At 37.1% G+C, this 23,530-nt stretch carries 21 protein-coding genes; 18 read left to right on the forward strand and 3 right to left on the reverse strand.

The features are described 5' to 3' along the window. The first annotated feature begins 241 nt into the window (after positions 1-241). The 3 genes from yajC to ACFILL_RS02190 all read left to right on the forward strand — a co-directional run bounded on the left by yajC (position 242) and on the right by ACFILL_RS02190 (position 3,301). Positions 242-694 (forward strand): preprotein translocase subunit YajC, encoded by a 453-nt coding sequence (gene yajC, locus ACFILL_RS02180; protein WP_375643086.1) that lies wholly within the window; start codon positions 242-244, stop codon positions 692-694. 462 nt (positions 695-1,156) lie between these two features. After that, entirely contained in the window at positions 1,157-1,543 is a 387-nt protein-coding gene (locus ACFILL_RS02185; RefSeq protein WP_375643084.1) for an Mth938-like domain-containing protein, read from the forward strand. Between the two features lie 897 nt (positions 1,544-2,440). Next, the gene (locus ACFILL_RS02190; RefSeq protein ID WP_375643083.1) at positions 2,441-3,301 is read left to right on the forward strand and encodes a phytoene/squalene synthase family protein; all 861 of its coding nucleotides are present in this window, start codon (positions 2,441-2,443) and stop codon (positions 3,299-3,301) included. Between the two features lie 913 nt (positions 3,302-4,214). On the opposite strand, the gene ACFILL_RS02195 is transcribed toward ACFILL_RS02190, so the two are convergent. Then, the gene (locus ACFILL_RS02195) at positions 4,215-6,104 is read right to left on the reverse strand and encodes a peptidyl-prolyl cis-trans isomerase (protein WP_375643082.1); all 1,890 of its coding nucleotides are present in this window, start codon (positions 6,102-6,104) and stop codon (positions 4,215-4,217) included. A gap of 154 nt (positions 6,105-6,258) precedes the next feature. On the opposite strand from ACFILL_RS02195, the gene tpiA reads away from it, so the two are divergent. From tpiA to ACFILL_RS02270, 15 genes are all read left to right on the forward strand, one after another. Next, the gene (gene tpiA / locus ACFILL_RS02200; protein ID WP_273791138.1) at positions 6,259-7,023 is read left to right on the forward strand and encodes a triose-phosphate isomerase; all 765 of its coding nucleotides are present in this window, start codon (positions 6,259-6,261) and stop codon (positions 7,021-7,023) included. 82 nt (positions 7,024-7,105) lie between these two features. Continuing rightward, entirely contained in the window at positions 7,106-7,558 is a 453-nt protein-coding gene (secG, locus tag ACFILL_RS02205) for a preprotein translocase subunit SecG (protein WP_375643080.1), read from the forward strand. A gap of 127 nt (positions 7,559-7,685) precedes the next feature. Beyond that, a complete protein-coding gene (locus tag ACFILL_RS02210) occupies positions 7,686-9,314 on the forward strand; it encodes a CTP synthase (RefSeq protein WP_273791140.1) in 1,629 nt (542 codons plus the stop codon). Between the two features lie 36 nt (positions 9,315-9,350). Then, a complete protein-coding gene (gene kdsA, locus ACFILL_RS02215; protein WP_273791141.1) occupies positions 9,351-10,187 on the forward strand; it encodes a 3-deoxy-8-phosphooctulonate synthase in 837 nt (278 codons plus the stop codon). Between the two features lie 71 nt (positions 10,188-10,258). Next, positions 10,259-11,545 carry a phosphopyruvate hydratase gene (gene eno, locus ACFILL_RS02220; protein ID WP_375643079.1) on the forward strand — a complete coding sequence of 429 codons (1,287 nt, stop codon included), beginning with the start codon at positions 10,259-10,261 and terminating at the stop codon, positions 11,543-11,545. A gap of 92 nt (positions 11,546-11,637) precedes the next feature. Further along, positions 11,638-12,045 carry a TM2 domain-containing protein gene (locus tag ACFILL_RS02225; protein WP_375631359.1) on the forward strand — a complete coding sequence of 136 codons (408 nt, stop codon included), beginning with the start codon at positions 11,638-11,640 and terminating at the stop codon, positions 12,043-12,045. A gap of 382 nt (positions 12,046-12,427) precedes the next feature. Beyond that, positions 12,428-12,859, forward strand: coding sequence for a TM2 domain-containing protein (locus ACFILL_RS02230; RefSeq protein WP_375643078.1), 432 nt, complete (start codon positions 12,428-12,430; stop codon positions 12,857-12,859). A 383-nt stretch (positions 12,860-13,242) separates the two neighbouring features. Further along, on the forward strand, positions 13,243-13,695 hold the full coding sequence (locus tag ACFILL_RS02235; protein ID WP_375643076.1) for a TM2 domain-containing protein: 453 nt from the start codon (positions 13,243-13,245) through the stop codon (positions 13,693-13,695). 181 nt (positions 13,696-13,876) lie between these two features. Beyond that, positions 13,877-14,188, forward strand: a complete 312-nt coding sequence (locus ACFILL_RS02240; protein ID WP_012754998.1) for a septum formation initiator family protein — start codon at positions 13,877-13,879, stop codon at positions 14,186-14,188. 135 nt (positions 14,189-14,323) lie between these two features. After that, complete coding sequence (pdhA, locus tag ACFILL_RS02245; RefSeq protein WP_375643075.1) at positions 14,324-15,364, forward strand: pyruvate dehydrogenase (acetyl-transferring) E1 component subunit alpha; 1,041 nt, start codon at positions 14,324-14,326, stop codon at positions 15,362-15,364. Positions 15,365-15,380: 16 nt separating this feature from the next. Beyond that, on the forward strand, positions 15,381-16,748 hold the full coding sequence (locus ACFILL_RS02250) for a pyruvate dehydrogenase complex E1 component subunit beta (RefSeq protein ID WP_375631357.1): 1,368 nt from the start codon (positions 15,381-15,383) through the stop codon (positions 16,746-16,748). Between the two features lie 14 nt (positions 16,749-16,762). Next, positions 16,763-18,106, forward strand: a complete 1,344-nt coding sequence (locus ACFILL_RS02255; protein ID WP_273791146.1) for a pyruvate dehydrogenase complex dihydrolipoamide acetyltransferase — start codon at positions 16,763-16,765, stop codon at positions 18,104-18,106. A 213-nt stretch (positions 18,107-18,319) separates the two neighbouring features. Further along, positions 18,320-19,780: a dihydrolipoyl dehydrogenase gene (gene lpdA, locus ACFILL_RS02260; RefSeq protein ID WP_375643074.1), complete on the forward strand. Its 1,461-nt coding sequence runs from the start codon at positions 18,320-18,322 to the stop codon at positions 19,778-19,780. A gap of 67 nt (positions 19,781-19,847) precedes the next feature. Then, positions 19,848-20,810 carry a lipoyl synthase gene (gene lipA / locus ACFILL_RS02265; RefSeq protein ID WP_375631354.1) on the forward strand — a complete coding sequence of 321 codons (963 nt, stop codon included), beginning with the start codon at positions 19,848-19,850 and terminating at the stop codon, positions 20,808-20,810. Positions 20,811-20,812: 2 nt separating this feature from the next. Further along, entirely contained in the window at positions 20,813-21,274 is a 462-nt protein-coding gene (locus tag ACFILL_RS02270; RefSeq protein ID WP_273791149.1) for a type II toxin-antitoxin system RatA family toxin, read from the forward strand. A 577-nt stretch (positions 21,275-21,851) separates the two neighbouring features. On the opposite strand, the gene ACFILL_RS02275 is transcribed toward ACFILL_RS02270, so the two are convergent. Beyond that, positions 21,852-22,340, reverse strand: coding sequence for a CinA family protein (locus tag ACFILL_RS02275; protein ID WP_375631353.1), 489 nt, complete (start codon positions 22,338-22,340; stop codon positions 21,852-21,854). Next, positions 22,337-23,527, reverse strand: coding sequence for a bifunctional 2-C-methyl-D-erythritol 4-phosphate cytidylyltransferase/2-C-methyl-D-erythritol 2,4-cyclodiphosphate synthase (locus ACFILL_RS02280; protein WP_273791165.1), 1,191 nt, complete (start codon positions 23,525-23,527; stop codon positions 22,337-22,339). Before ACFILL_RS02280 ends, ACFILL_RS02275 begins: the two co-directional genes overlap by 4 nt. Positions 23,528-23,530: the final 3 nt, after the last annotated feature.

The following is a 23,530-nucleotide window of genomic DNA, read 5'->3' on the forward strand; positions in this document are numbered from 1 at the left end:
GAGTTAGTGAAAAGATTTATATTGTAGGATATACAATAGGGGAAAGTGAATCTATTTTTTAAGATTTTTCTCATTGTATTTTGGTATTCTGCCTCTTAAGGATTTATTGTATTTTTGTAAAGCTGTGATTAGATTATGTAGTTATTGCTTTTTATGATAAATTCTTTAGGAATTTTTTCTGTATCGGAATTTCATTTTAATAGAGTGGGAAATACCTGAGGTTTAACTATAGGAGATAAAAATGTTTATTACGAACGCTTATGCTCAAGTTGCAGGCGATGTTTCCGGTGGAATTTCATTTGCTAACGCTGTCCCATTCATTTTAATTTTTGCAATTATGTATTTTTTTATGATTCGTCCACAGCGTGCCCAAATGAAAAAACGCCAAGAAATGCTTAATGCAGTACGTCGTGGTGATACAGTTATAACGGGTGGTGGTATTATCGGCAAGGTTACGAAGGTTCACGACGAGAGTGGTGAGTTAGAGGTTGAAATTGGTGAGAGTATAAATATTCGTGTTATTCGCTCAACATTAGCTGATGTGCGCGTTAAAGGTGAGCCGATTGCAGAAAAAAAATCAAAACTTAATGCTAAAGCAAAAACACCACAAAAGTCTAAATCTAAAACGACAACGAAAGAAGATATGAGTATCTCTGAAGAGAAAAAAGCTATATCAAAGGAAAATGCATCTTAAGGTGTAATGGCAGTTTATTACATTTTTTAAGCATTTTTGTAAAAAGCTTGGCAAGATCAAGACAATTTCATTGGAAAAGGGGCTTTTATAGTGGCTACAGAAAATGGAGTTTTTGTTTTCTTTAGATTATTAAAATAGTTGCTTTATTTATAGAATATTACGCAATTTTTTTCTGTTTTTTAAATAAGATCATTGTTTTTATAAAAAGAAATTTGTGAGTAAATAAGCTGAGGAAACTTTTTAAAAGATAGATTTATTGAAGCAGGTATAGCAATTTATCGCGATTTATTACCAAATTTTCCTATATTTGTTGTATGAGAAGATTAGGGTATTATATAAAAATTTTCACTTCAGTACTAGGTTATGGTTAACATATCAATGTTTATATCAGCCTTACTTTAATTTTTATGGTGAGAAGTAGCAAAGACAATTGGATTATTCAAAAATAAAAGGTGCTTATTCATGTTCGATGCAATTCAAATTCGTGAAGCACATTTTCCAAGTCGCGCACCTATTGATGCTTATGGAAATGGTGGGTTTCGTTTTGCTGATATGTCTCATAGAGGTTCTATTATTTGTGTACCATCAGGTATTTATGGCATTGACATGGCAGGGCCTATTCCCACTCAAGGGGATATATCTCGTATTTTAGAAGAAGCTTCTGAAATCGAAGTTTTATTAATAGGTACTGGAATTGAATTATTACGATTACCTGAAGAGTTACGGGTGCTTTTAGGGGAAAAACGTATTTCATCAGATACAATGAGTACGGGAGCGGCGGTGCGTACATTTAATGTTTTATTGGCTGAAGATCGCGCTGTTGCGGCGTTATTATTTGCGGTAGAATAGAGTATTGTTTAATAAAACAAATGCTCTCGTCTAGTATGAAAGACTTGTGCGATTATTTTTCTGCGCCGTAAAGTACCGTCGTTTAAGGCGGTGATATAAGGGTATAGAATATACATAACTTAACATATTAAAGTGTTTTTAAATACAAAAGTGTTTTTAAATACAGCGGCAAGTATTTAGGACAAAGCTTGCTCGTCGTTCCTAATGAATCACATGAGTGATCAACTCTTGGCACTTGAGACAGTTCATAAGAGGCATTTTTAATTCTTTCTTATACAGTTGTTACCTACAAGCCAGTTACGCTTGGGACGTGCAAGGGAATGGTTTTTATTAATTTAACATGGAATTGGTTTGAAATGAAAGCATATCTACGATATTTGGGATTCTAATTTAACATACAAAACAACAAATTATGATTATAAGTCAATGTATTGATAGTAACAGAAACTCACCGAGAACAATTGGACTTTTTACAAATTGGTGTTGGTAAGAACCTTTGTCTTTTAGGATGGGGAGGAGGTCAATGATTTGATGAAGTTTTTGTGATTAGTGCATTTTTATAAAATAACATTGTCATCTATCCACTGAAAAAGTGTTTTTCGTTGTTTGTTGTTCAAGTTTTACTATGCATGTTACGATTGTTTTTTAGCTTTTTTACTGCAAATGAAAACTTGAAGTCCTATAAGATAAGTTTTATCAGAAAAATTATTTATTTAATTTTTTTCTTTCTAAAACGAAAAGTGACTAGAAAAGAAACTTTAATTCACAATACAGTTAAGAGACACATTTAAAAATCTTATTTTCTGAACTGTATTTGCTTATCCTTCATTTTTTAATATGAATAAAAAGAGGATATTAATTTAATTGCTAAAAAAGGGACGTTAATAGGTTCATAGAATGATAGGCTCTCTTTCTTATTGTCTTGATATTTTACGTACCATAGATCGTGATCGCTATATATCAGTTTTATTTGCGCCTAAAAAAAAGCGCCAAGCATTGGCTGCTCTTTATGTATTTAATGCTGAAATTTCTCGTATTCGCGAAAGTGTACATGATCCACTCATAGGAGAAATACGGTTACGTTGGTGGTATGATGCTATTGCTCATGGTGAAATGCAAACGAGTGGAAACAATCCGATTTTGAATGATTTATTAAAAGCAATGACTCTTTTTAATTTACCTAAGACAGCTTTTTTACGTTATTGTGATGCGCAAATTTTAGATCTTTATCACAATCCAATAGAAACACTTCATGATCTAGAGCATTATTGTGGTGAGACAGCAGGCATAATTTTACAGCTTTCTTGTCAGATATTAGATCCTGAAACTGCACAAGAGTTTACAGATATCTATGAACATGGAGGGATTTCTCAAGGATTAAGCGGTGTATTGCGTCTTTTATCATTCATGCAATCACGATATCAATATTATTTACCTACTGATATATTAAAGGCTGTAGGAGTGAATAGGGAAGATTTGGAATCTCATCGTCTCAGTGATCAACAAAAGGGTCGTATTGTTGAAGCTATGGTAGCATTATCACGCGATCATTATACCCAATTTTACGAGTATTCTTGTACTTTACCTAGAATTCTTAAGCCAGCTTTTCTTCCATTGGTCATTGTACCGGCTTCTCTTCAAAAAGCTATACAGCTGGGGGCAGCAATTTTTCAAGAGAGTGCAACTTTGCCATTGATATATCGTTATTGGTTGATAACAAGGGCAGCAATAAGCGGCAATTTTCCAAAGATACTGTAAAAGAATATTACTACGTTGGAATGCGTAACATGGAGACTGATTTTCTCATATGAAGATAAAAGGAGCCATTGTGATTCCAAACCATTTTTTTGTTATAAAAAATGTTGATGTTTTGGTTGTTATGAACGCAAAAGAATAAGAAATTTTATGATCTTGAAAATACAGTGTATTTCTTCATCAGTAATATGTTTTATACAGTGTATTGGATGGGTGAGATACAGAGAAAGAAAAACATGAGATAAATCTTAATACATTGGTTTGTTTGATGAAGAACTTTTAAGTACTCTGAATGTATTGATTGTAGCTCATTTGCAAATGAAATAAAATTTCTATTTTATGAGAGAAGTTATCTTAGCAGTCTATAAGTCTATAAAAAACTCTTATTTTTGAGAAATTATAACATCATAATTGATGACTGTTATGATTTATGAATATATTGATTTATAATGATAATTTGTTTTTTCTCATATTGAATGAGAGTCTTGAATAGAAAAAGATTTCTCCATTTTTATAATGAATTTTAAAAATAGTTTTTTTGTATATTATAAGTTTGGTGTGTAAATGAAATCATTTAAGGAAGAAGCAATATGCTCCTTATGAATGATATTAAGAGTAGTAATATGATGAGCTATAAATGAGTGACGATAGGGATGATATTTATAGCTTAATGGGCGACAACCTTTACAACCTTTGGATGAATAATATTTTTTAATGCGTTGCAAAAACGACTCTACATTCCATTGACTATTTTCTCGCAAATCCATACATGCACTGATTTGCGAGAGAATGAATCATTATACAAATGTTTGATCCTAAGATATGCAAACAAGAGATCTATCTTACCTCTTCAACTATAGACGAAGAGCTGACGGAAACTTTATCAAATAAGTTCTTTAAATTATGTAAAATCTTTTTATTGGAGAGCGTTAAAGATCTGATTATAATTTGTGCTATTAATTTCCAAAGGATGTTCTTTATTGGCAACTTGTAGCATTTCTAGCTTGAGATCTTCTCTTATCATCATATCTATATTGGTGCGGACTTCAGTTGAAAGAGTATGAGACGTGATATCTTTAGGCATGGTTACAGTCTTTATTTGATAAATGATACGGTTTGTTGCAACCGGACCTTTTATGATGCCATAATGACCTTTGGGAGCGGAAAATAATGCTTTAATGCCTTCAACGCCAAGGGTTTCAGATGAGTCCTGACGCCGGAGGGTTGGTGTTGTTTGTTTTGTAACACCAAGGGTATGAGCAAGAGCAACAAGACTTTTTCCTTCCGTGAGCTGTTTGAGAGCATTTTGGGCTTTTCCATCAAGAAGACGTTGGATTTCCTCATTTTTCCATTGAGAAAGAACATCTAGCTTAGCCTCTTCAAGTGTCTTATCACGGGCAGGAATAATTTTATCGACCTTGTACCAGAGATATCCACCATTTTGAAAAGAGAGAGGATCAAGATCGACTCCTTCGTTTGATTGATAGATGGCATTCAGTAAAATATCTTTTTGAGGTAAATCCGTGAGTATTGCACCTTCAAGCGTTTTTCCTGTTTTATCAATGGTAATTGTGCGCAAAGATAACTTGTATTGGTCAGCTAACTCTTTGAGAGAAGCACCCTCAAAACGAGCATTTTCAATGGCTGCATAATTGTTACGGATATCATCAGTAGCACGATTTTTGGCAAGTGTTTGGCGAATATTTTCTTCTACACTTTCAAAAGGAAGAGAGCTTGAGGGTTCAATATGCGTGACGCGAATGATAACAGGTCCTTGTAAGTCATTTATCACAGAACTGACTTGGCCTTGTTGAAGTTCAAAAATTTCAGATGTCAGATGATTAGGAAGTTCATTTTCTGCGAGAGGCCCTTTTTTTATTTCATTAAGAGTCTTTTTTTCAGCTTTTACCAGTTCATCAAAACTCAATCCATCAGCTATTTTTTTTGCTGCATTATCGGCTTCTTCGCGTGAGGGGAATCGCAGTTCTTCGAATGTACGCTTTTCAGGCGTTACAAAACGTGAAGCATTTTGTGTATAATAGGCTTTCGCCTCATCTGTTGAGATATCTTGAGGTTTTACAAAATCATTAAGTTCCATAGATAGCAAAGAGACAGTGCGGTATTCTGGAGCACGAAATTGACTTTGATGTGTTTCAAACCATTTTTGTAATGTTGCGTAATCAGGATCAGCAATTGTTTTCTTTTCTTTTAGATCAATAACAAGATAATCAGCAATACGCATTTCTTCTTGATAAAGAGCAAGTGCTTTATAAAAGAGATTTGGTGCCTTCATATCAGAAAGTAAAGCAGCAATAAGCTGATTACGCTTTTCTTGTTTGGTGTAATAATTAAGAAAAGCACTTTCACTAATACGTAAATGCTGAAGATAGTTATAAAACAAGTTTTTATCAAAAGTGCCATTTACCTGGAACATCTTATCAGAACCAATCGTATGAGCTATTGTATCTTTTGAAAGACTTATTTTCATTTTACGTGCTTGTTCATCAAGAAGTACATTTTGTTGTAATTGATTAAATACAAAAGCAGGAATTTGGTATTGCTGCATTTCATTTGCTGTAAACATTCGTCCAAGATGAGCTGCATATGCTAAACGTGCGCTTTGATCGGCGAGTGCAAGACGATAATCATCGATAGTTACTGTGGACTTTCCAGATGTAATAAGATCTCTTTCACTTTTTTTGTGTAACTGCGGTACCCCCCATAAAAGAATGAAGCATAAGAGTAAAATAGCAAGGAAAATTCTAAAAATCCAAGAATTTGTAGCATTTCTTATGATGTCAAGCATTGTTCAGGTCCATTTTTAATGTGAGTTATTATCAAAGCTGTAATGGAATTTGCAATAAAGAGATGAAAGATGCAAGCTTTAAAGACTTGCTTTCATTTTATAATTTGGTAACTACAGATAAACAATGTATTGTAAGAGCTCTTGAGGTGAAAATATGTCTCAAAATATTCGGCCTTTTCTTGCTGGAAATTGGAAAATGAATGGAACGAGTGAATCGCTTGGAGAGTTGCGTGCTATTGCTACAGGCGTTAGCTCTGATCTAGGTCATCTTTTTGAGGCGCTTATTTGTGTTCCAGCAACGCTTTTATCGCGTGCTTCTAATACGCTGAATGGTGAAAATCTCCTTTTAGGAGGACAAAATTGTCACTTTGATGATCATGGTCCTTATACTGGAGATGTTTCAGCTTTTATGCTTAAAGAAGCGGGAGCAAGTCATGTTATTATTGGGCATTCAGAACGTCGTACAGTGTACCAAGAAAATGATGCGATTGTCTGTGCCAAAGTACAAGCTGCGTGGCGAGCAGGTCTTGTGGCTCTTGTGTGTATTGGTGAAACATTGGAGGAGCGTAAGAATAATAAAGTACTGGATATTCTCACGCAGCAGCTTGAAGAATCTTTACCAGATGATGCAACAGAAGAGAATACCATTATCGCTTATGAACCAGTTTGGGCGATAGGCACCGGCAATACAGCGACTCCAGAAGATATTGCAAAAGTACATCATTTCATTCGTGATAAGGTGCGCTCTCGTTTTGGTGATGAAGGCAATAAGATTCGTTTGCTTTATGGTGGATCCGTAAAGCCATCCAATGCATTTGAGCTTTTAAGCATTGCTCATGTTAATGGTGCTTTGATAGGTGGAGCAAGCTTAAAAGCGATTGATTTTTTAACTATTTGCGATGTTTGTCGTAAACTATAGCAGAGAAATTTGAGTTTCCCCTTGGATTGTGCGTTATTTATGTGTAAATAGCTATTAAAGAGTTATTTGAAGAGCAGGGTTTATGCAAACAGTACTTATAGTTATTCATTTTTTGATTGTGATTACTTTGGTTGGTGTTATATTAATTCAACCTTCAGAAGGTGGTGGGCTAGGTGTGAGTAATAGCTCAGGGTTGATGAAAACTCGTGGATCTCGAAACCCTTTAACACGTTTGACTGCTATTTTAGCCTGTTGTTTTTTTGTTGTGTCTATTGGACTTACCGTGGTGGGTAATATATCAAATTCTAGTTCTGATATCTTAAAGCGTATACCGGTTAATTCAGAACAGAATTCTACCAATAAAGGCTCAGGCTCAGTTCCATCATCAAATAATGAGTCTTCCCCTTCTGTTCTTGAACAGCTAGGAGGCACTTCGAATTCTCCGCAGGAACAGAAACAGTCCACAAATCCTGAAGCAGAAAGTCCAGTTCCACAGGTTCTTGAAAACACAGTTCCGGATAACAGTACAAAATAGTTTTTTAAGAAAATATAGACTTTTTAAAAAGGTGATTTTTTCACCTTTTTTATTTTAGAAGAAAAATTGTTTCTTTTTGCATTTTTTGCTGGAAAAATCATTATAAATTGCTTATCACCATAAGCCCATGGCACGTTATGTTTTTATTACTGGTGGTGTGGTTTCTTCCCTTGGAAAAGGCATCGCAGCGGCGGCGTTAGCAGCGTTATTACAGGCTCGTGGTTATCGCGTACGTCTTCGCAAACTTGATCCTTATTTAAATGTTGATCCAGGTACGATGTCACCTTATCAACATGGTGAAGTATTTGTGACCGATGATGGTGCAGAAACGGATCTTGATCTTGGTCATTATGAGCGTTTTACTGGGCGTTCTGCAAATAGCCAAGATAGTATTACAACAGGGCGTATTTATCGCAATATCATTGAACGAGAGCGGCGTGGTGATTATTTGGGGGCAACAGTCCAAGTTATTCCTCATGTTACGGATGAAATTAAGAGATTCATTACGATGGGAAATGAAGAATTTGATTTTGTTTTGTGTGAGATAGGTGGAACGGTTGGTGATATTGAAGCAATGCCTTTTCTAGAAGCGATTCGTCAGCTTCGCAATGAGCTACCGAGACAAAATGTCGTTTATGTCCATCTCACATTAATGCCTTATATTCCTTCAGCAGGTGAATTAAAAACGAAACCAACACAACATTCTGTCAAAGAATTGCAAGCAGTTGGTATTTCTCCTGATATTTTGCTTGTACGTGCAGATAGATCTATTCCAGAAACAGAACGGTGCAAATTATCACTTTTTTGCAATGTTCGCTCCAATGCAGTCATTCAGGCATTAGATATGCCAACGATTTATGATGTTCCTATGGCATACCATAAGGAAGGTTTGGACTCTGAAGTTCTTTGCGCTTTTGGAATTGATTCGGCACCTTCCCCCAAGATGGATCGTTGGGAGGATATTACGCATCGTATTCACAATCCTGAAGGAGAAGTCACGATTGCTATTGTAGGAAAATATACGGGCTTAAAGGATGCTTATAAATCTCTTATTGAAGCGATTGCGCATGGTGGTTTAGCGAATAGAGTGAAAGTTAATATTGAGTGGATTGATTCGGAACTTTTTGAAAAAGAAGATTCTGTTTCAGCTTTACAAAAAGCCCATGGAATTTTGGTTCCAGGTGCTTTTGGGGCACGTGGGGCAGAAGGGAAGATTCGAGCAATTCAATTTGCACGAGAGCGTAAAGTTCCATTTTTAGGGATTTGTTTTGGGATGCAATTAGCTTGTATAGAAGCTGCGCGCAATATTGCACAGATTGAGAATGCTTCATCGAGTGAGTTTTGCGAAACAGACAATCCAATTGTAGGTTTAATGACAGAATGGCTTAAAGGAGACGTCCTTGAAAAACGTACAAGAAATGGTGATCTCGGCGGTTCGATGCGCCTTGGTGCTTTTGCTGCTGAATTAAAAGAAGAGAGTCATATTGCTCAAATTTATGGGATGACCAAGATTGTCGAGCGACATCGTCATCGTTATGAGGTTAATATTGATTATAAGGATAAGTTAGAACAGTGTGGTTTGATTTTTTCTGGGATGTCTCCTGATGGTATTTTACCAGAAACGATAGAATATGTAGATCATCCATGGTTTATTGGTGTTCAATATCATCCAGAATTAAAATCCCGCCCTTTTGATCCACATCCGCTTTTTTCTTCTTTTATTGAAGCTGCTGTAGAACAAAGTCGATTAGTTTAATGCATAAATTGGGTTACTTTGCTTTTGAGGGATAAAATGACTAAACCAAATGCCCGTGTGAAAGTTGGAAATATGATTTTTTCAAATGAAATGCCTCTTTCATTAATTGCAGGGCCGTGTCAGATGGAAAGTCGTGATCATGCTTTTGAAATGGCTGGTCGTATTAAAACAATTACCGATCAGCTTGGTATCGGGTTTGTTTATAAATCAAGTTACGATAAAGCCAACAGAACCTCTTTGGGGGCGGCACGTGGTATTGGTCTTGAAAAAGCAATGTCCATTTTTTCTGATTTAAAAAAAGAGTTTAATTGTCCCATATTAACTGATGTGCATACAGAAGAGCAATGTACAATTGTTTCTTCTACAGTGGATATTTTACAAATACCGGCTTTTTTATGTCGTCAAACAGATCTTTTGGTAGCAGCAGCCAAAACAGAATGTGTTATTAACATTAAAAAAGGTCAGTTTTTAGCGCCGTGGGACATGGAGAATGTTTTAAAAAAGGTTGTTTACAGTGGTAATCCGAATGTTATGCTTTGTGAGCGAGGCACGTCATTTGGTTACAACCGACTTATTTCTGATATGCGTTCGTTGCCTATTTTACGTTCATTTGGTGCTCCTGTTATTTTTGATGCAACGCATTCTGTTCAAGAACCTGGGGGGCAGGGGGCTTCATCTGGTGGGCAGCGTCAATTTGTTGAAATTTTAGCGCGTGCAGCTGTCTCTGTTGGGGTAGCTGGTATTTTTTTAGAAACACATCAAGATCCAGATAATGCACCTTCTGATGGACCCAATATGGTTAAAGTTGATGATTTACAAAGATTGCTTGAGACTTTAATGGAATTTGATTATCTGTCAAAAAAGTTGAGTTGAGAAGAGAAAAAATATTTCATTAATAGGGCATTATAAATGAATCGAGACTTTTATTGGATAAGGAAACACATATGACTATAATTGTCGATATCATTGGGCGTGAAGTTCTTGATAGCCGTGGTAATCCAACGGTAGAAGTTGATGTTCATTTGGAGAATGGAGCTTTTGGTCGCGCTCTGGTTCCTTCGGGAGCTTCAACAGGAGCACACGAGGCTATAGAGCTTCGTGATGGTGGTTTGCGCTATCAAGGGAAAGGTGTTGAAAAAGCGGTTGCTGCAGTTAATGGCGAAATTCTTGAAGAACTTGGTGGGCGGGATGCAACAAATCAAATTGCTATTGATCAAGCAATGATTGCTTTGGATGGAACGCCAAACAAAGCCCGTCTTGGTGCCAATGCACTTCTTGGTGTTTCATTAGCTGTTGCAAAAGCAGCTGCGGATTCATTAAATTTACCTTTGTATCGTTATATTGGTGGTACACAAGCGCATATTCTTCCAACCCCCATGATGAATATTATTAATGGTGGCGTTCATGCTGATAATTTGATTGATTTTCAAGAGTTTATGATTATCCCTATAGGAGCTCCTACTGTAAAAGAAGCTATCCGTTATGGCGCTGAGATTTTCCATGCATTGAAAAAGCGTTTAAAAGATGCGGGTTATAATACCAATGTTGGTGATGAAGGTGGTTTTGCACCTCAATTTAAAAGTGCTGATCAAGCAATTGATTTTATTATGGAATCTATCATGATATGTGGCTATAAACCAGGTGAACAAATTGCCATTGGTTTAGACTGTGCTTCAACCGAATTTTATAAAAATGGTTCGTATTTTTATAAAGGTGAGGGGAAATGCCGAGACATCCAAGAGCAGGTAGATTATTTAGCACATCTTGTGAAAAATTATCCTATTATTACAATTGAAGATGGAATGGCAGAGGATGATTGGGAAGGTTGGAAGTTACTCACTGACACAATTGGAGAAAAATGTCAGCTTGTTGGCGATGATTTGTTTGTAACGAATTCAGCACGTTTGCGTGATGGTATCAAAATGGGGGTAGGCAATTCTATTCTCATAAAAGTTAATCAAATTGGTACATTGAGTGAAACACTTGATGCTGTAGAAGTAGCACATAAAGCAGGTTATCGTGCCATTATATCTCATCGTTCAGGCGAAACAGAGGATTCTTTCATTGCAGATCTTGCGGTTGCAACGAATTGTGGACAAATTAAAACAGGTTCTCTTGCACGTTCGGATAGATTAGCCAAATACAATCAACTTATTCGTATTGAAGAAATGCTAGGAGCCCAAGCGCGTTATGCTGGTGATTTAGTGTATAGTTCTGAGCACAAAATATGAAAGTATAAGATCATTTAGATTATGAAATTGAGATTTCTTATCAAAGGCATATACGCAATAATTTTTAAGTGTTTAAATTTATAGGGATTAAGATGAGAGGTATAATTATTAGTCAAGATCAAGGAACTTATCTCGTTGCTGGTGATGATGGTAAACGTTATCAGTTTGCGACTTGGGATTGGTTGGGAAAGAATCCACCAAGGATTGGTAATGCTGTTGATTTTGTCTGTGAAGGGGGGGTTGTCAGTTCTGTTTTTCCATTGTTGAGATCAGGTACAGAGAACACAAAGATAATGTTCGCACTGCTTTGTTGGGTTGCAGGTATCTTTGGTGTCCATCGCTTTATGGTTGGTAAAGTTAGGACTGGTGCTTTAATGCTAGTTCTATCTTTATCATTGTTTGGATTGATAATTACCGGCATTTGGGCAATTGTTGATTTTATAGTCATTCTTGGTGGAAGATTTACGGATAAAGATGGAAATCAGATTACAGATTTGTGAAAATCTTATAATAAAAAAAGGTAATTTAGCTCGCTTTTTATTTTTATAAATATATTAAGTTGCATCATGCGAAATTATTGTACTACATTTATTTAATATGAGATATTAAAAAACATGTACAGCTAAGTAAACGTATTGAAAAAGACAATGCTATTTTATATGGGTAAAGCAAAGATATAAATCAACTAAAGCATGTTTTTTGTTACTGCTTATAGCAGGGGGAAATATTAGATTATTGGGGAGTTACGAACTATTTTAATTTCATGTTTATCATGGTGAGTACGAATTGTATTTACACCGTGAGGTTAATCCGCATATTATCGAATTAGAAATAATCTCTTTATGAATAACACATGAGGAGCAGCTTTATAGGTGGGCAAGAATGAAAGGTAAGATTATTGGTCAGGATCAAGGAGATTATTTTGTTTCAGGGGCTGACGGTAAGCGTTATCAATTTACGAGTTGGGATTGGTTAGGAAAAAAAACACCAAAAGTGGGTGATACCGTTGATTTTGTATATGAAGATAATGTTGTTAAATCTGTTCTCCCTCTCGTGAGTAAAACTCAGTCAGAAAAATCAAGATTGGCGATAGCACTTGTTTGTTGGTTTTTTGGATGGTTGGGAATTCATCGCTTTATGGCAGGTAAAGTTGGAACGGGTATTGTAATGCTTCTTATAAGCCTACTAAGTATACCATTTACTTTTGGGGTAGGGATACTTTTAGTAACTGGTCCTTGGTCATTCATTGATTTTATAGTTATTTTATCCGGATATTTTAGGGATGAAAATGGGGATAAAATTATAAATTGGTAGAAATTTTAGAATAATATAAAATGTAAAGAGTGAGGCACTTTCTTTACTTTTAATGTTGTCAATATATTAATTTAATAATGTAAATTATTTTAATATATGTCTTTAAATGTGAAATATTAAAGAAAATTATGAATATTTAAATAAAACTATTGAAAAAGACTGTACTATTTCATATGAAAAAAGCAAAGGTGCAAATCGAACAGCGTGCTTTGTATTACCACTTGTAATTGCGGGAATTTTAAGTTGTTGGGGAATTTTTAGCTTTTTAAATTGTCATATATCACGGTGAATACAGACTGTATTCATGCTGTGAGGTTTATTCAACATATTATCATATTAGAAGAAAAGCTTCTTTATGAATAACAATTTTATAGGTGGTGAAGATGAAAGGTAAGATTATTGGTCATGATCAAGGAGATTATTTCATTTCAGGGGCTGATGGTAAGCGCTATCAGTTTGCGAATTGGGATTGGTCAGGAAAAACGCCGCCGAAAGTTGGTGACGTCGTTGATTTTGTGTGTGAAGGGGATACCATTAAATCTATTTTCCCTATCTTGACTGAAGGTCAGTCACAGCAATCAAAAGTGACGTTAGCGGTCGTTTGTTTTTTTCTAGGTGGACTAGGACTTCATCGTTTTATGGTTGGTAAAGTTGGAACGGGCATTGCAATGCTTCTTATAAATATAATAAGTGTAATACTTATAATAAGTGTAATACTTATGCCGGTAGGGCTTATAGGAATTTTTTTGATAATTACACCTTGGGTATTGATTGATTTTATAGTCATTTTAACAGGAAGTTTTAAGGACAAAGATGGGTGTAAAATCACAACTTAGAGGATATCCAATATTTATAATATAAAAAGTGGGTTATTCAGCTTACTTTAATTGTATTAAGGGGGGGACTTTGATGATAACAAATTATTTTGGTGTAGATTTGGTAATGAGGTATTAATCAAAATCATGCATAGTTGGGCAAAATATTAAAAAATTTGTGCTGTAAAGACTGTGCTATTTTATGTGGACAAAGCAGAAACGTCGATCAATCAAAGTACGCTTTGTACTACCTCTTATGACGGTGGGAGTCTTAAGCTATTTCAGTTATCACATTTATCATGGTGAGTATGGATTGTATTCACGCAGTGAAGTTAATCAGCATATTAGCGAATTAGAAAAGGAGCTTCATAAAATAGAAGCTGAGCGGATATTCATGGAAAAGCGTATTTCTCTTTTACGCAATGGGCATATAGAAAAAGATATGTTGGATGAGTATGTCCGAAAGAATTTGAACTTCTCTAAGCCAAATGAACTGACAATCTTAATACCTTGAAATGATACCAAAGGTAAATGAAAAATCGCTTAATTTAAACAACAATCAGCAATGATATTGTTTAAGCCGATTGATAAGGCTTGTAACTTTTGTTCGTAAAGGTTATTCCTAAATAATCATAAAAGGGAGTTTAATATGGCAGAACGACTTAAAAAAAATTCTGCGTCGGCGGCGCGCACTGCATTATCAAGCACCACAAAGAAAGCACCAATAGCAGATTTTACAAAAGAAGAAGAAATTGATGCTTATCGTGAAATGCTTTTAATTCGCCGTTTTGAAGAAAAAGCAGGACAACTTTATGGTATGGGGCTTATAGGGGGATTTTGTCACCTTTATATTGGTCAGGAAGCCGTTGTTATAGGAACATTGAAAGCGGCAAAAGAAGGTGATCAGGTTATTACGTCTTACCGTGATCATGGTCATATGTTAGCGGTTGGGATGAGTCCGCGTGGGGTTATGGCAGAATTAACGGGGCGCCAAGGTGGCTTTTCCAAAGGGAAAGGTGGCTCGATGCATATGTTCTCTAAAGAAAAGAACTTTTATGGGGGACATGGTATTGTTGGTGCGCAGGTTCCCATTGGTTCAGGTTTGGCATTTTCGAATCAGTACCTTGATAAAGATAATGTGACATTGGTTTATTTTGGTGATGGTGCTGCAAATCAGGGGCAGGTTTACGAGAGTTTTAATATGGCTTCACTTTGGAAGCTTCCCGTTGTTTATATTATTGAAAACAATCAGTATGCTATGGGAACGTCAGTTTCACGTGCATCTGCAGAAACTGATTTTTCCCGACGTGGTCTTTCTTTTGAAATTCCAGGTATTGTTGTTGACGGTATGGATGTTCGATCAGTAAAAGGAGCTGCTGATGAAGCTATTTCTTGGGCACGCTCAGGTAAAGGACCGATCATTCTTGATATGCAGACCTATCGCTATCGTGGTCATTCCATGTCTGACCCAGCAAAATATCGTTCAAAGGAAGAAGTCCAAAAAATAAAAGAGGAGCACGATCCGATTGATCAAGTAAAAAGTCGGATTCTTAAAAAAAATTGGGCGAGCGAAGACGATTTAAAATCTATTGAGAAAGAGGTCCGTGCAATTGTTGCTGATGCGGTAGATTTTGCACAAAGTGATCAAGAGCCAGATGCTTCTGAGCTCTATACTGATATTTTAGTTTGATGCGAGGGAAGCAAGTATGTCTATTGATATTTTGATGCCGGCGCTTTCACCAACTATGGAAGAAGGTAAACTGTCTAAATGGCTCAAGAAAGAAGGTGATAAGGTTAGCTCTGGCGATGTTATTGCTGAAATTGAAACGGATAAGGCTACAATGGAAGTAGAGGCCGTTGATGAAGGTACTCTTGGTAAAATTTTTGTGCCTGAAGGTTCAGAAGGCGTAAGGGTTAACACTGTTATTGCAATTTTGTTAGAAGAAGGTGAGCGTGCTGAGGATATTTCGCAACCTACTGATATAGCACAAAAACCTAAGGAATCTGCTCTTTCTCTACCTTTGTCAGTTCCGCAGGCTGCTCCTACTTTTGATACATCTCTTAATTTTGATATTCCAGCGGGAACACAAATGGTTACAATGACAGTTCGTGAAGCGCTTAATCAGGCTTTGGCTGAAGAAATGCGGCGTGATGAAACAGTTTTTCTTATGGGGGAAGAAGTCGCGCAATATCAAGGTGCCTATAAGGTTAGTCAGGGTTTGTTGGAAGAGTTCGGGGAACGCCGAGTTATTGATACCCCAATTACAGAGCACGGCTTTGCTGGGCTGGCTGTTGGGGCTGCTTTTGGTGGGTTACGTCCTATTGTCGAGTTTATGACCTTTAATTTTGCGATGCAGGCGATGGACCAAATTATTAACTCAGCAGCCAAAACACGTTATATGTCTGGTGGACAAATGACCGCTCCTATGGTTTTCCGAGGTCCCAATGGTGCGGCTGCCCGTGTTGGTGCTCAACATTCTCAATGCTATGCTGCATGGTATAGTCATGTACCAGGTCTGAAAGTTGTCATGCCTTATAGTGCTGCAGATGCAAAAGGTTTGCTGAAAGCTGCTATTCGTGATGATAATCCTGTTATTTTCCTTGAAAATGAGATTTTGTATGGGCATCAATTTGATGTTCCTCAACTGGATGACTTTCTTTTGCCTATTGGTAAGGCGCGTATTCATAAGTCTGGACAAGATGTGACGATTGTTGCATGTGGAATTGGGATGCATTATGCTGTTCAAGCGTTACCAGAAATTGAAAAACTTGGTATTGATGTTGAATTGATTGATTTACGAACCATTCGCCCTATGGATCTTCCAACAATTCTTTCGTCAGTTAAAAAAACAGGTCGTTTGGTAACAATTGAAGAGGGATTTCCTCAGTCATCCGTGGGAACTGAAATAGCAACGCGTGTTATGCAGCAGGCTTTTGACTATCTTGATGCGCCAATTGCTACGATTTCTGGCAAAGATGTTCCGATGCCTTATGCCGCTAATCTTGAGAAGTTGGCTTTGCCTAATACTGCTGAAATTATTGAGGCAGTTCAGGCTGTGACATACAGAGCATAACGGAGGAAAGCATAATGCCCATTAAAATTACAATGCCAGCGCTTTCCCCTACGATGGAAGAGGGAAATTTAACAAAATGGAATATTAAGGAGGGAGATAAGGTTTCCTCTGGTGATGTTATTGCTGAAATTGAGACGGATAAAGCGACAATGGAAGTCGAAGCCGTTGATGAAGGTAGGGTTGCTAAAATTGTTGTTCCTGCTGGAACACAAGGCGTTAAAGTAAATGCTTTAATTGTTGTTTTAGCAGAAGAAGGTGAAGATTTAGCTGAAGCTGCAAAAGTTACAGAAGAAATCTCTTCTTCTACAAGACAAGAATCAGAGGGCATAAAACAGACAGATTCTCTGAAACAGACGGACTCAAAGGGAATAAAAATGTCTCATGAATCATCAACTGGGCAATTAATACAGCAAGATAAAAAAGAAGCTCGTCTTTTTGCCTCTCCCTTAGCGCGGCGATTAGCATCTCAGGCAGGTCTTGATTTATCCCTTATTTCTGGAAGTGGTCCGCATGGGCGTATTATTAAGCGCGATGTGGAAAAAGCTGTGAGCAGCGATATTTCTAAAGTGTCTTATTCATCACAGATAGGGGAGCTAACAGCTACAGGTGCTTCAGACAAACAGATATTGAAACTCTTCAAAGAGGATGAATATAGCTTCGTTCCCCATAATAATATGCGTAAAACAATCGCGACACGTTTGGTGGAATCAAAACAGAAAGTCCCACATTTCTATGTAACGGTAGATTGTGAACTTGATGCGCTATTAGCACTGCGTACACAACTGAATGCTGCTGCACCAATGGTTAAAAGGCAGGAAGAAACTCAGCCTACTTATAAGCTTTCTGTTAATGACATGGTGATCAAAGCTGTCGCACTTTCTTTGAAAGCGGTTCCTGATGCGAATGTCTCTTGGCTTGAAGGTGGGATGATTCATCATAAACATTGTGATGTTGGGGTTGCTGTTTCTATTCCCAATGGATTAATTACACCGATTATTCGCCATGCAGAGGAAAAGCCGTTATCACTTATTTCCAAAGAGATGAAGGATTTTGCAAAGCGTGCGCGCGAGGGCAAGTTAAAAATGGAAGAATATCAGGGTGGAACAACAGCTGTATCAAATATGGGGATGTATGGTATAAAAAGTTTTTCTGCTATTCTTAATCCACCGCATGCGACGATTTTTGCGATTGGTGCAGGGGAGCAGCGTGCCGTTGTTAAAAATGATGCATTAGTCGTTGCGACAGTTATGTCAGTTACGATTTCTGCTGATCATCGTGCTGTCGATGGTGCTTTAGCAGCAGAGATCGCGCGGACTTTTAAGAAGATGATTGAAAATCCATTAGCAATGTTGGTTTGAACTGTTTAACAGTTCTTCACGTAAATTGTGAGAGAGTGTATTAAGAGAATAAAAGCAAATTTAACGAGTTTGAAGAGCAATGTTATTGCTATTTCTGGTTTGGGTAAAGCATTTACGTAAGCAAAAGACATAAGATGATTCTGTCATGTTATTTTGCAGACTTAAGTTCAAAAAGTGCATATCCGTTTTATATATATCCATGGAGGAATTACTGTGGCAAATCTTTATGATGTAATTGTGATTGGATCAGGTCCAGGCGGATATGTAACCGCAATTCGTGCAGCACAATGTGGCTTTAAGACTGCGATTGTTGAACGTGAACATTTGGGAGGGATCTGTTTAAATTGGGGATGTATTCCCACAAAGACCCTTCTACGTTCAGCGGAAATGAAACATTTTGCTGAACATGCGAAAAATTATGGACTAAAAATTAATGGTTCAATTGAGGCAAACATCAAAGATGTTGTGGCACGTTCACGCGGTGTTTCAGCACGTTTAAATGCTGGTGTTGATTTTCTAATGAAAAAAAACAAAATTGATATTATTTGGGGTGAAGCAAAGCTTACTAAAGAAGCAAAGGGAAGCCATCCTGCGGAAATTATGGTTTCTTCATCCTCAAAACCGATTATGCAACCGCAAAATCCAGTCCCTAAAGGAACGTTAGGGGAGGGAACTTATCAAGCAAAGCATATCATTATTGCAACGGGCGCACGTCCTCGTGTTCTTCCTGGTATTGAACCAGATGGAAAACTCATTTGGACTTATTTTGAAGCTATGATACCGCCAGCAATGCCAAAATCGCTTTTGGTTATAGGGTCTGGGGCTATTGGCATTGAATTTGCCTCTTTTTATCGTGATATGGGGGCGACAGTAACTGTTGTTGAAATGATGCCTCATATCATGCCTGCTGAAGATATTGAAATTTCAACGTTTGCTCGTAAACAGTTAGAGAAAAGAGGTTTACGCATTCTTCGTCAAGCAAAAGTAACAAAGGTTGAAAAGTCTTCCGATTCTGTGACTGTACATATTGATGTTCAAGGTAAAATAGAGACAATAACTGTTGACCGGTTAATTTCCGCTGTAGGGGTGCAAGGTAATATTGAGAATCTTGGTTTAGAATCTTTGGGAATAAAAACCGATCGCGGGTGCATTGTAACTGATGAATGGAGTTGGACGGGGGTGGAAGGCATTTATGCTATTGGTGATGTAGCAGGTCCTCCTATGTTGGCCCATAAAGCAGAAGAAGAAGGAGTGATATGTATTGAGCATCTTGCAGGTTTGAAGAGTGCTCATCCGCTTGATAAAAGAAAAATTCCAGGGTGTACATATTGTACACCACAGGTTGCTTCTGTAGGGCTTTCAGAAGCGGCTGCAAAAGAAGCAGGTTATGATATACGTATTGGTCGTTATTCTTTTGCTGCGAATGGTAAGGCGATTGCTTTGGGTGAAGATCAGGGGTTAGTAAAAACGATTTTTGATAAAAAAACAGGACAGCTTCTCGGGGCCCATATGGTAGGGGCTGAGGTAACAGAATTGATACAGGGTTTTGTTATTGCTATGAATCTTGAAACAACAGAAGAAGAATTAATGCATACTGTCTTTCCACATCCGACCTTATCGGAAATGATGAAAGAAAGTGTATTAGATGCTTATGGTCAAGTTTTAAACGCTTGATGACTGGATTGTATGAAAAATTTTATATTTTTGATTGTTACTTCGTATTTATAAGGCAAAGGCTTAAATGGTTACGGTTGTTGATAGAGTTACAAATAGACGTTTGCGTCATCCTGAAAAGGCACATCGTCCTGATACAAGCGTTCAAAAAAAGCCAGATTGGATTCGTGTAAAAGCGCCAACATCACCAATTTATAAGGAAACACATGGTATTGTACGTACGCATAAGTTAGTGACTGTATGCGAAGAAGCTGGTTGCCCTAATATTGGCGAATGTTGGAGCCAGAGGCATGCTAGCTTTATGATTTTAGGTGAAATATGTACGCGTGCTTGTGCTTTTTGTAACGTTGCAACAGGTATTCCACTTGCCGTTGATGATAATGAGCCAGAACGTGTCGCCGATGCTGTTGCACGGATGGAATTAAAACATGTTGTCATTACATCTGTTGATCGTGATGATCTTGCTGATGGTGGTGCTGAGCATTTTGCAAAAGTTATTTATGCGATTCGTCAAAAAACTCCTAAAACAACAATTGAAGTTCTTACACCTGATTTTCGTCATAAGGATGGCGCTTTAGAAGTTGTTGTTGCTGCTAAGCCTGATGTTTTTAATCATAACTTAGAAACAGTTCCTTCTAAATATTTGAAGGTCCGTCCAGGGGCGCGTTATTTTCATTCAATTCGTTTATTACAACGCGTTAAAGAACTTGATCCAACAATTTTTACAAAATCGGGAATTATGGTTGGCCTTGGGGAGGAGCGAAATGAGATTTTGCAATTGATGGATGATTTGCGCGCTGCTGATGTTGACTTTATGACAATTGGACAATATTTGCAGCCTACACGAAAACATCATCCAGTTATTCGTTTTGTGCCTCCTGAAGAATTTGAGTCTTTTGCCAAGATTGGTAAAGTAAAAGGATTTTTACATATGGCTTCCAATCCTCTGACGCGTTCATCTCATCACGCTGGAGATGATTTTGCCATTTTGCAAAAAGCGCGTGATGAAAAATTTTCCTTACAGAGATAATTATGCCGATTTTTACAATACATCGGCAGATCACCCATAGTGCCAGTGAAATGTTTGATCTGGTTTCAGATATTGAGCGTTATCCTGAATTTTTACCAATGTGTGAGTCTTTAATAATACGTTCTCGAAAAGAATATGGAAAAAAAATATTGCTTCTTGCGGATATGACCGTTGGCTATAAGATTATTCGTGAAACTTTTACGACTCAAGTATTTCTTCAGCCGGAAAAAAGTCTTATAGAAGTTAAATATATTGATGGTCCATTCAAATATCTTGAAAATCGTTGGGCCTTTCATGATATTGAAAATACCAATGCATGTAATGTAGAGTTTTTTATTGATTATGAATTTAAAAGTAAAACGCTTGGATTAGTGATGGGCTCAATGTTTGATATTGCGTTTCGTAAATTTACCGAGGCTTTTGAGAAGCGTGCGCATCAGATTTATGGCTCTACGGTAACATAGTCTATTCTGTTATTTTTTAACAATACGTATTGCTTATAACAGCGTGAAGGTGAAAACCGGTTTCCATCTTTACTATTTGTTTTTAATTCAGCTTTCAAAAGCATATTGAAGGAACATCATTTTAAATGATGAAGATGATGTACAGCTTCACTCTTTTGTTTCTCTCTTTTTTAATGGATACATATCCGTTAAACAGAACGCCCAAATAGAACATGCTTGCGTCATACCCATTTCATAATAGTGCTCATAATAAATAGTATAGATCCTTCGTAAAAGCATATAAACTCCACATCTGTACGTTTATGAACAAGTCAGCCTGCACCATTTATTTGCCATCTCTCAAGATGTTGCGCCAGCTCTTAGCACTTGAGAGAGAGGTACAAGTGTCCCTTTCTTTAATCATTTTATTTACTACAGTTTTTTTCTCTTGTGGCGTGCAAGTGAATAAATTTGATTAATTCAACCTACACAGGGCTGAAGTGAGATAACTTTACGCTATTCAGGTCTTTCATTTTCAAGGTGTGGGCGACTATAGACTCAATGTGGAATAGAGAATTTTGAAATTAGTATGGGGAATTCAGTGAAGTAATTCCAGAATCATTTTAAAAACATTTTCAACAGTTGCATGGCGGATAGCATTGCGATTAAGATGAGCAAAGTGCATTTCTTTGTGCAGGGGGGGGTGATTTTTATAAGCTACTGCGCAATGCACAAGTCCTACAGGTTTATCAAGACTTGCACCTCCTGGACCAGCAATCCCTGTTACAGAAACTGCAATGTCAGCTTGTGAATGTTTTAATCCACCCTCCGCCATTGCAAGAGCAACTTCTTTTGAAACGGCACCATAGGTTCTTATAAGTTCAGCACAAACGCCAACAAGGCGTGTTTTGGATTCATTTGAATAAACAACAAATCCACAGTCGAGAACATCTGACGATCCTGCAATATTTGTGAGGCTTGCAGCAATGAGTCCCCCTGTACAAGACTCTACAGTTGTTAACAGTAAACCTTTTTGGCGAAAGGTATTAAGGACTTCATGTGCTTGTTTTTCACAAAGATATGTCATTGGGGAATTTCTCCTGAATAAAGAACGCTCGCTGTTGCAAGAGCAGCAATTCCCTCACCACGACCAATAAATCCAAGCTTTTCATTTGTTGTTGCTTTGATAGAGATTCGATCAGGTGTCATTGCAAGTATTGTCATAAGATTTTCTGTCATAGCATGACGATAGGGACCAATTTTAGGATTTTCAGCGATAATTGTGATATCAACATTGGCGATACGACCATCTGCTTGTTTTATAATATCGAGAGCATGACGGAGAAAAATTTCTGATGATACATTTTTCCATTGAGGATCAGAGGGAGGAAAATGTGTACCGATATCTCCAGCACCTTGAGTTGCAAGAAGGGCATCTGTTAATGCATGAAGAGCAACATCCGCATCGGAGTGTCCATTTAATTTTTTATGAAAAGGGATTTTTATACCACATAATATAAGAAAATCACCATCTTCAAAAGAGTGAACATCATAACCATTGCCAGTACGGATATCAGGAAACATTTGCATTTTCTTTTGGAGATATAAATGTGCAGTATTAAAATCTTCATGCCATGTAATTTTTATGTTGTTAGGATCCCCAGGAACGGTACGCATAGGAATTCCAAACCATTCGGCAATTGCAGAATCGTCAGTGAATTCTTGTTTGCAAGCTTGTTTTGCTTGTTTATGGGCCGCTAAGATATGTTCAAAGGGAAAACACTGTGGAGTTTGTGCACTATAAAGATGGGTACGGGGAATTGTTTCTAAAACATGCTGATTATTTATACGTTTAAGGGTATCAGAGATGGGCAGAACAGGAAGAACACCTTCTTGAGGCGTGATAGTGTTGTGAATGTTATTAAAAAGCTTGTTTTCAATAAAAGGGCGTGCACCATCATGAATATGCACATATTGGGGGGAAAATTTTTTAAGTGCCTGAAGTCCATGTAAGGTAGAGATTTGACGTGTATTGCCTCCTTCAACGATAATAAGGCGCTCTTTAAAATCGCCAATAGCTTGTTCACAGATTTGACGATCTTCTGGATGAATAACAAGGATAATTGTTGTGATAGCTGGATGCTGCAAAAAACAATGCACGGTATGATAAATAATCGGCTTTTGTCCTAGAAGCCGATATTGTTTTGGAATTTTATAGGGAGATCCTGCTCTTTCACCCCGTCCAGCGGCTAATATTATTGCTGCAATAGAAATACT

This window comes from Bartonella sp. AP20NXHL (assembly GCF_042196165.1).
GTDB lineage: Bacteria > Pseudomonadota > Alphaproteobacteria > Rhizobiales > Rhizobiaceae > Bartonella.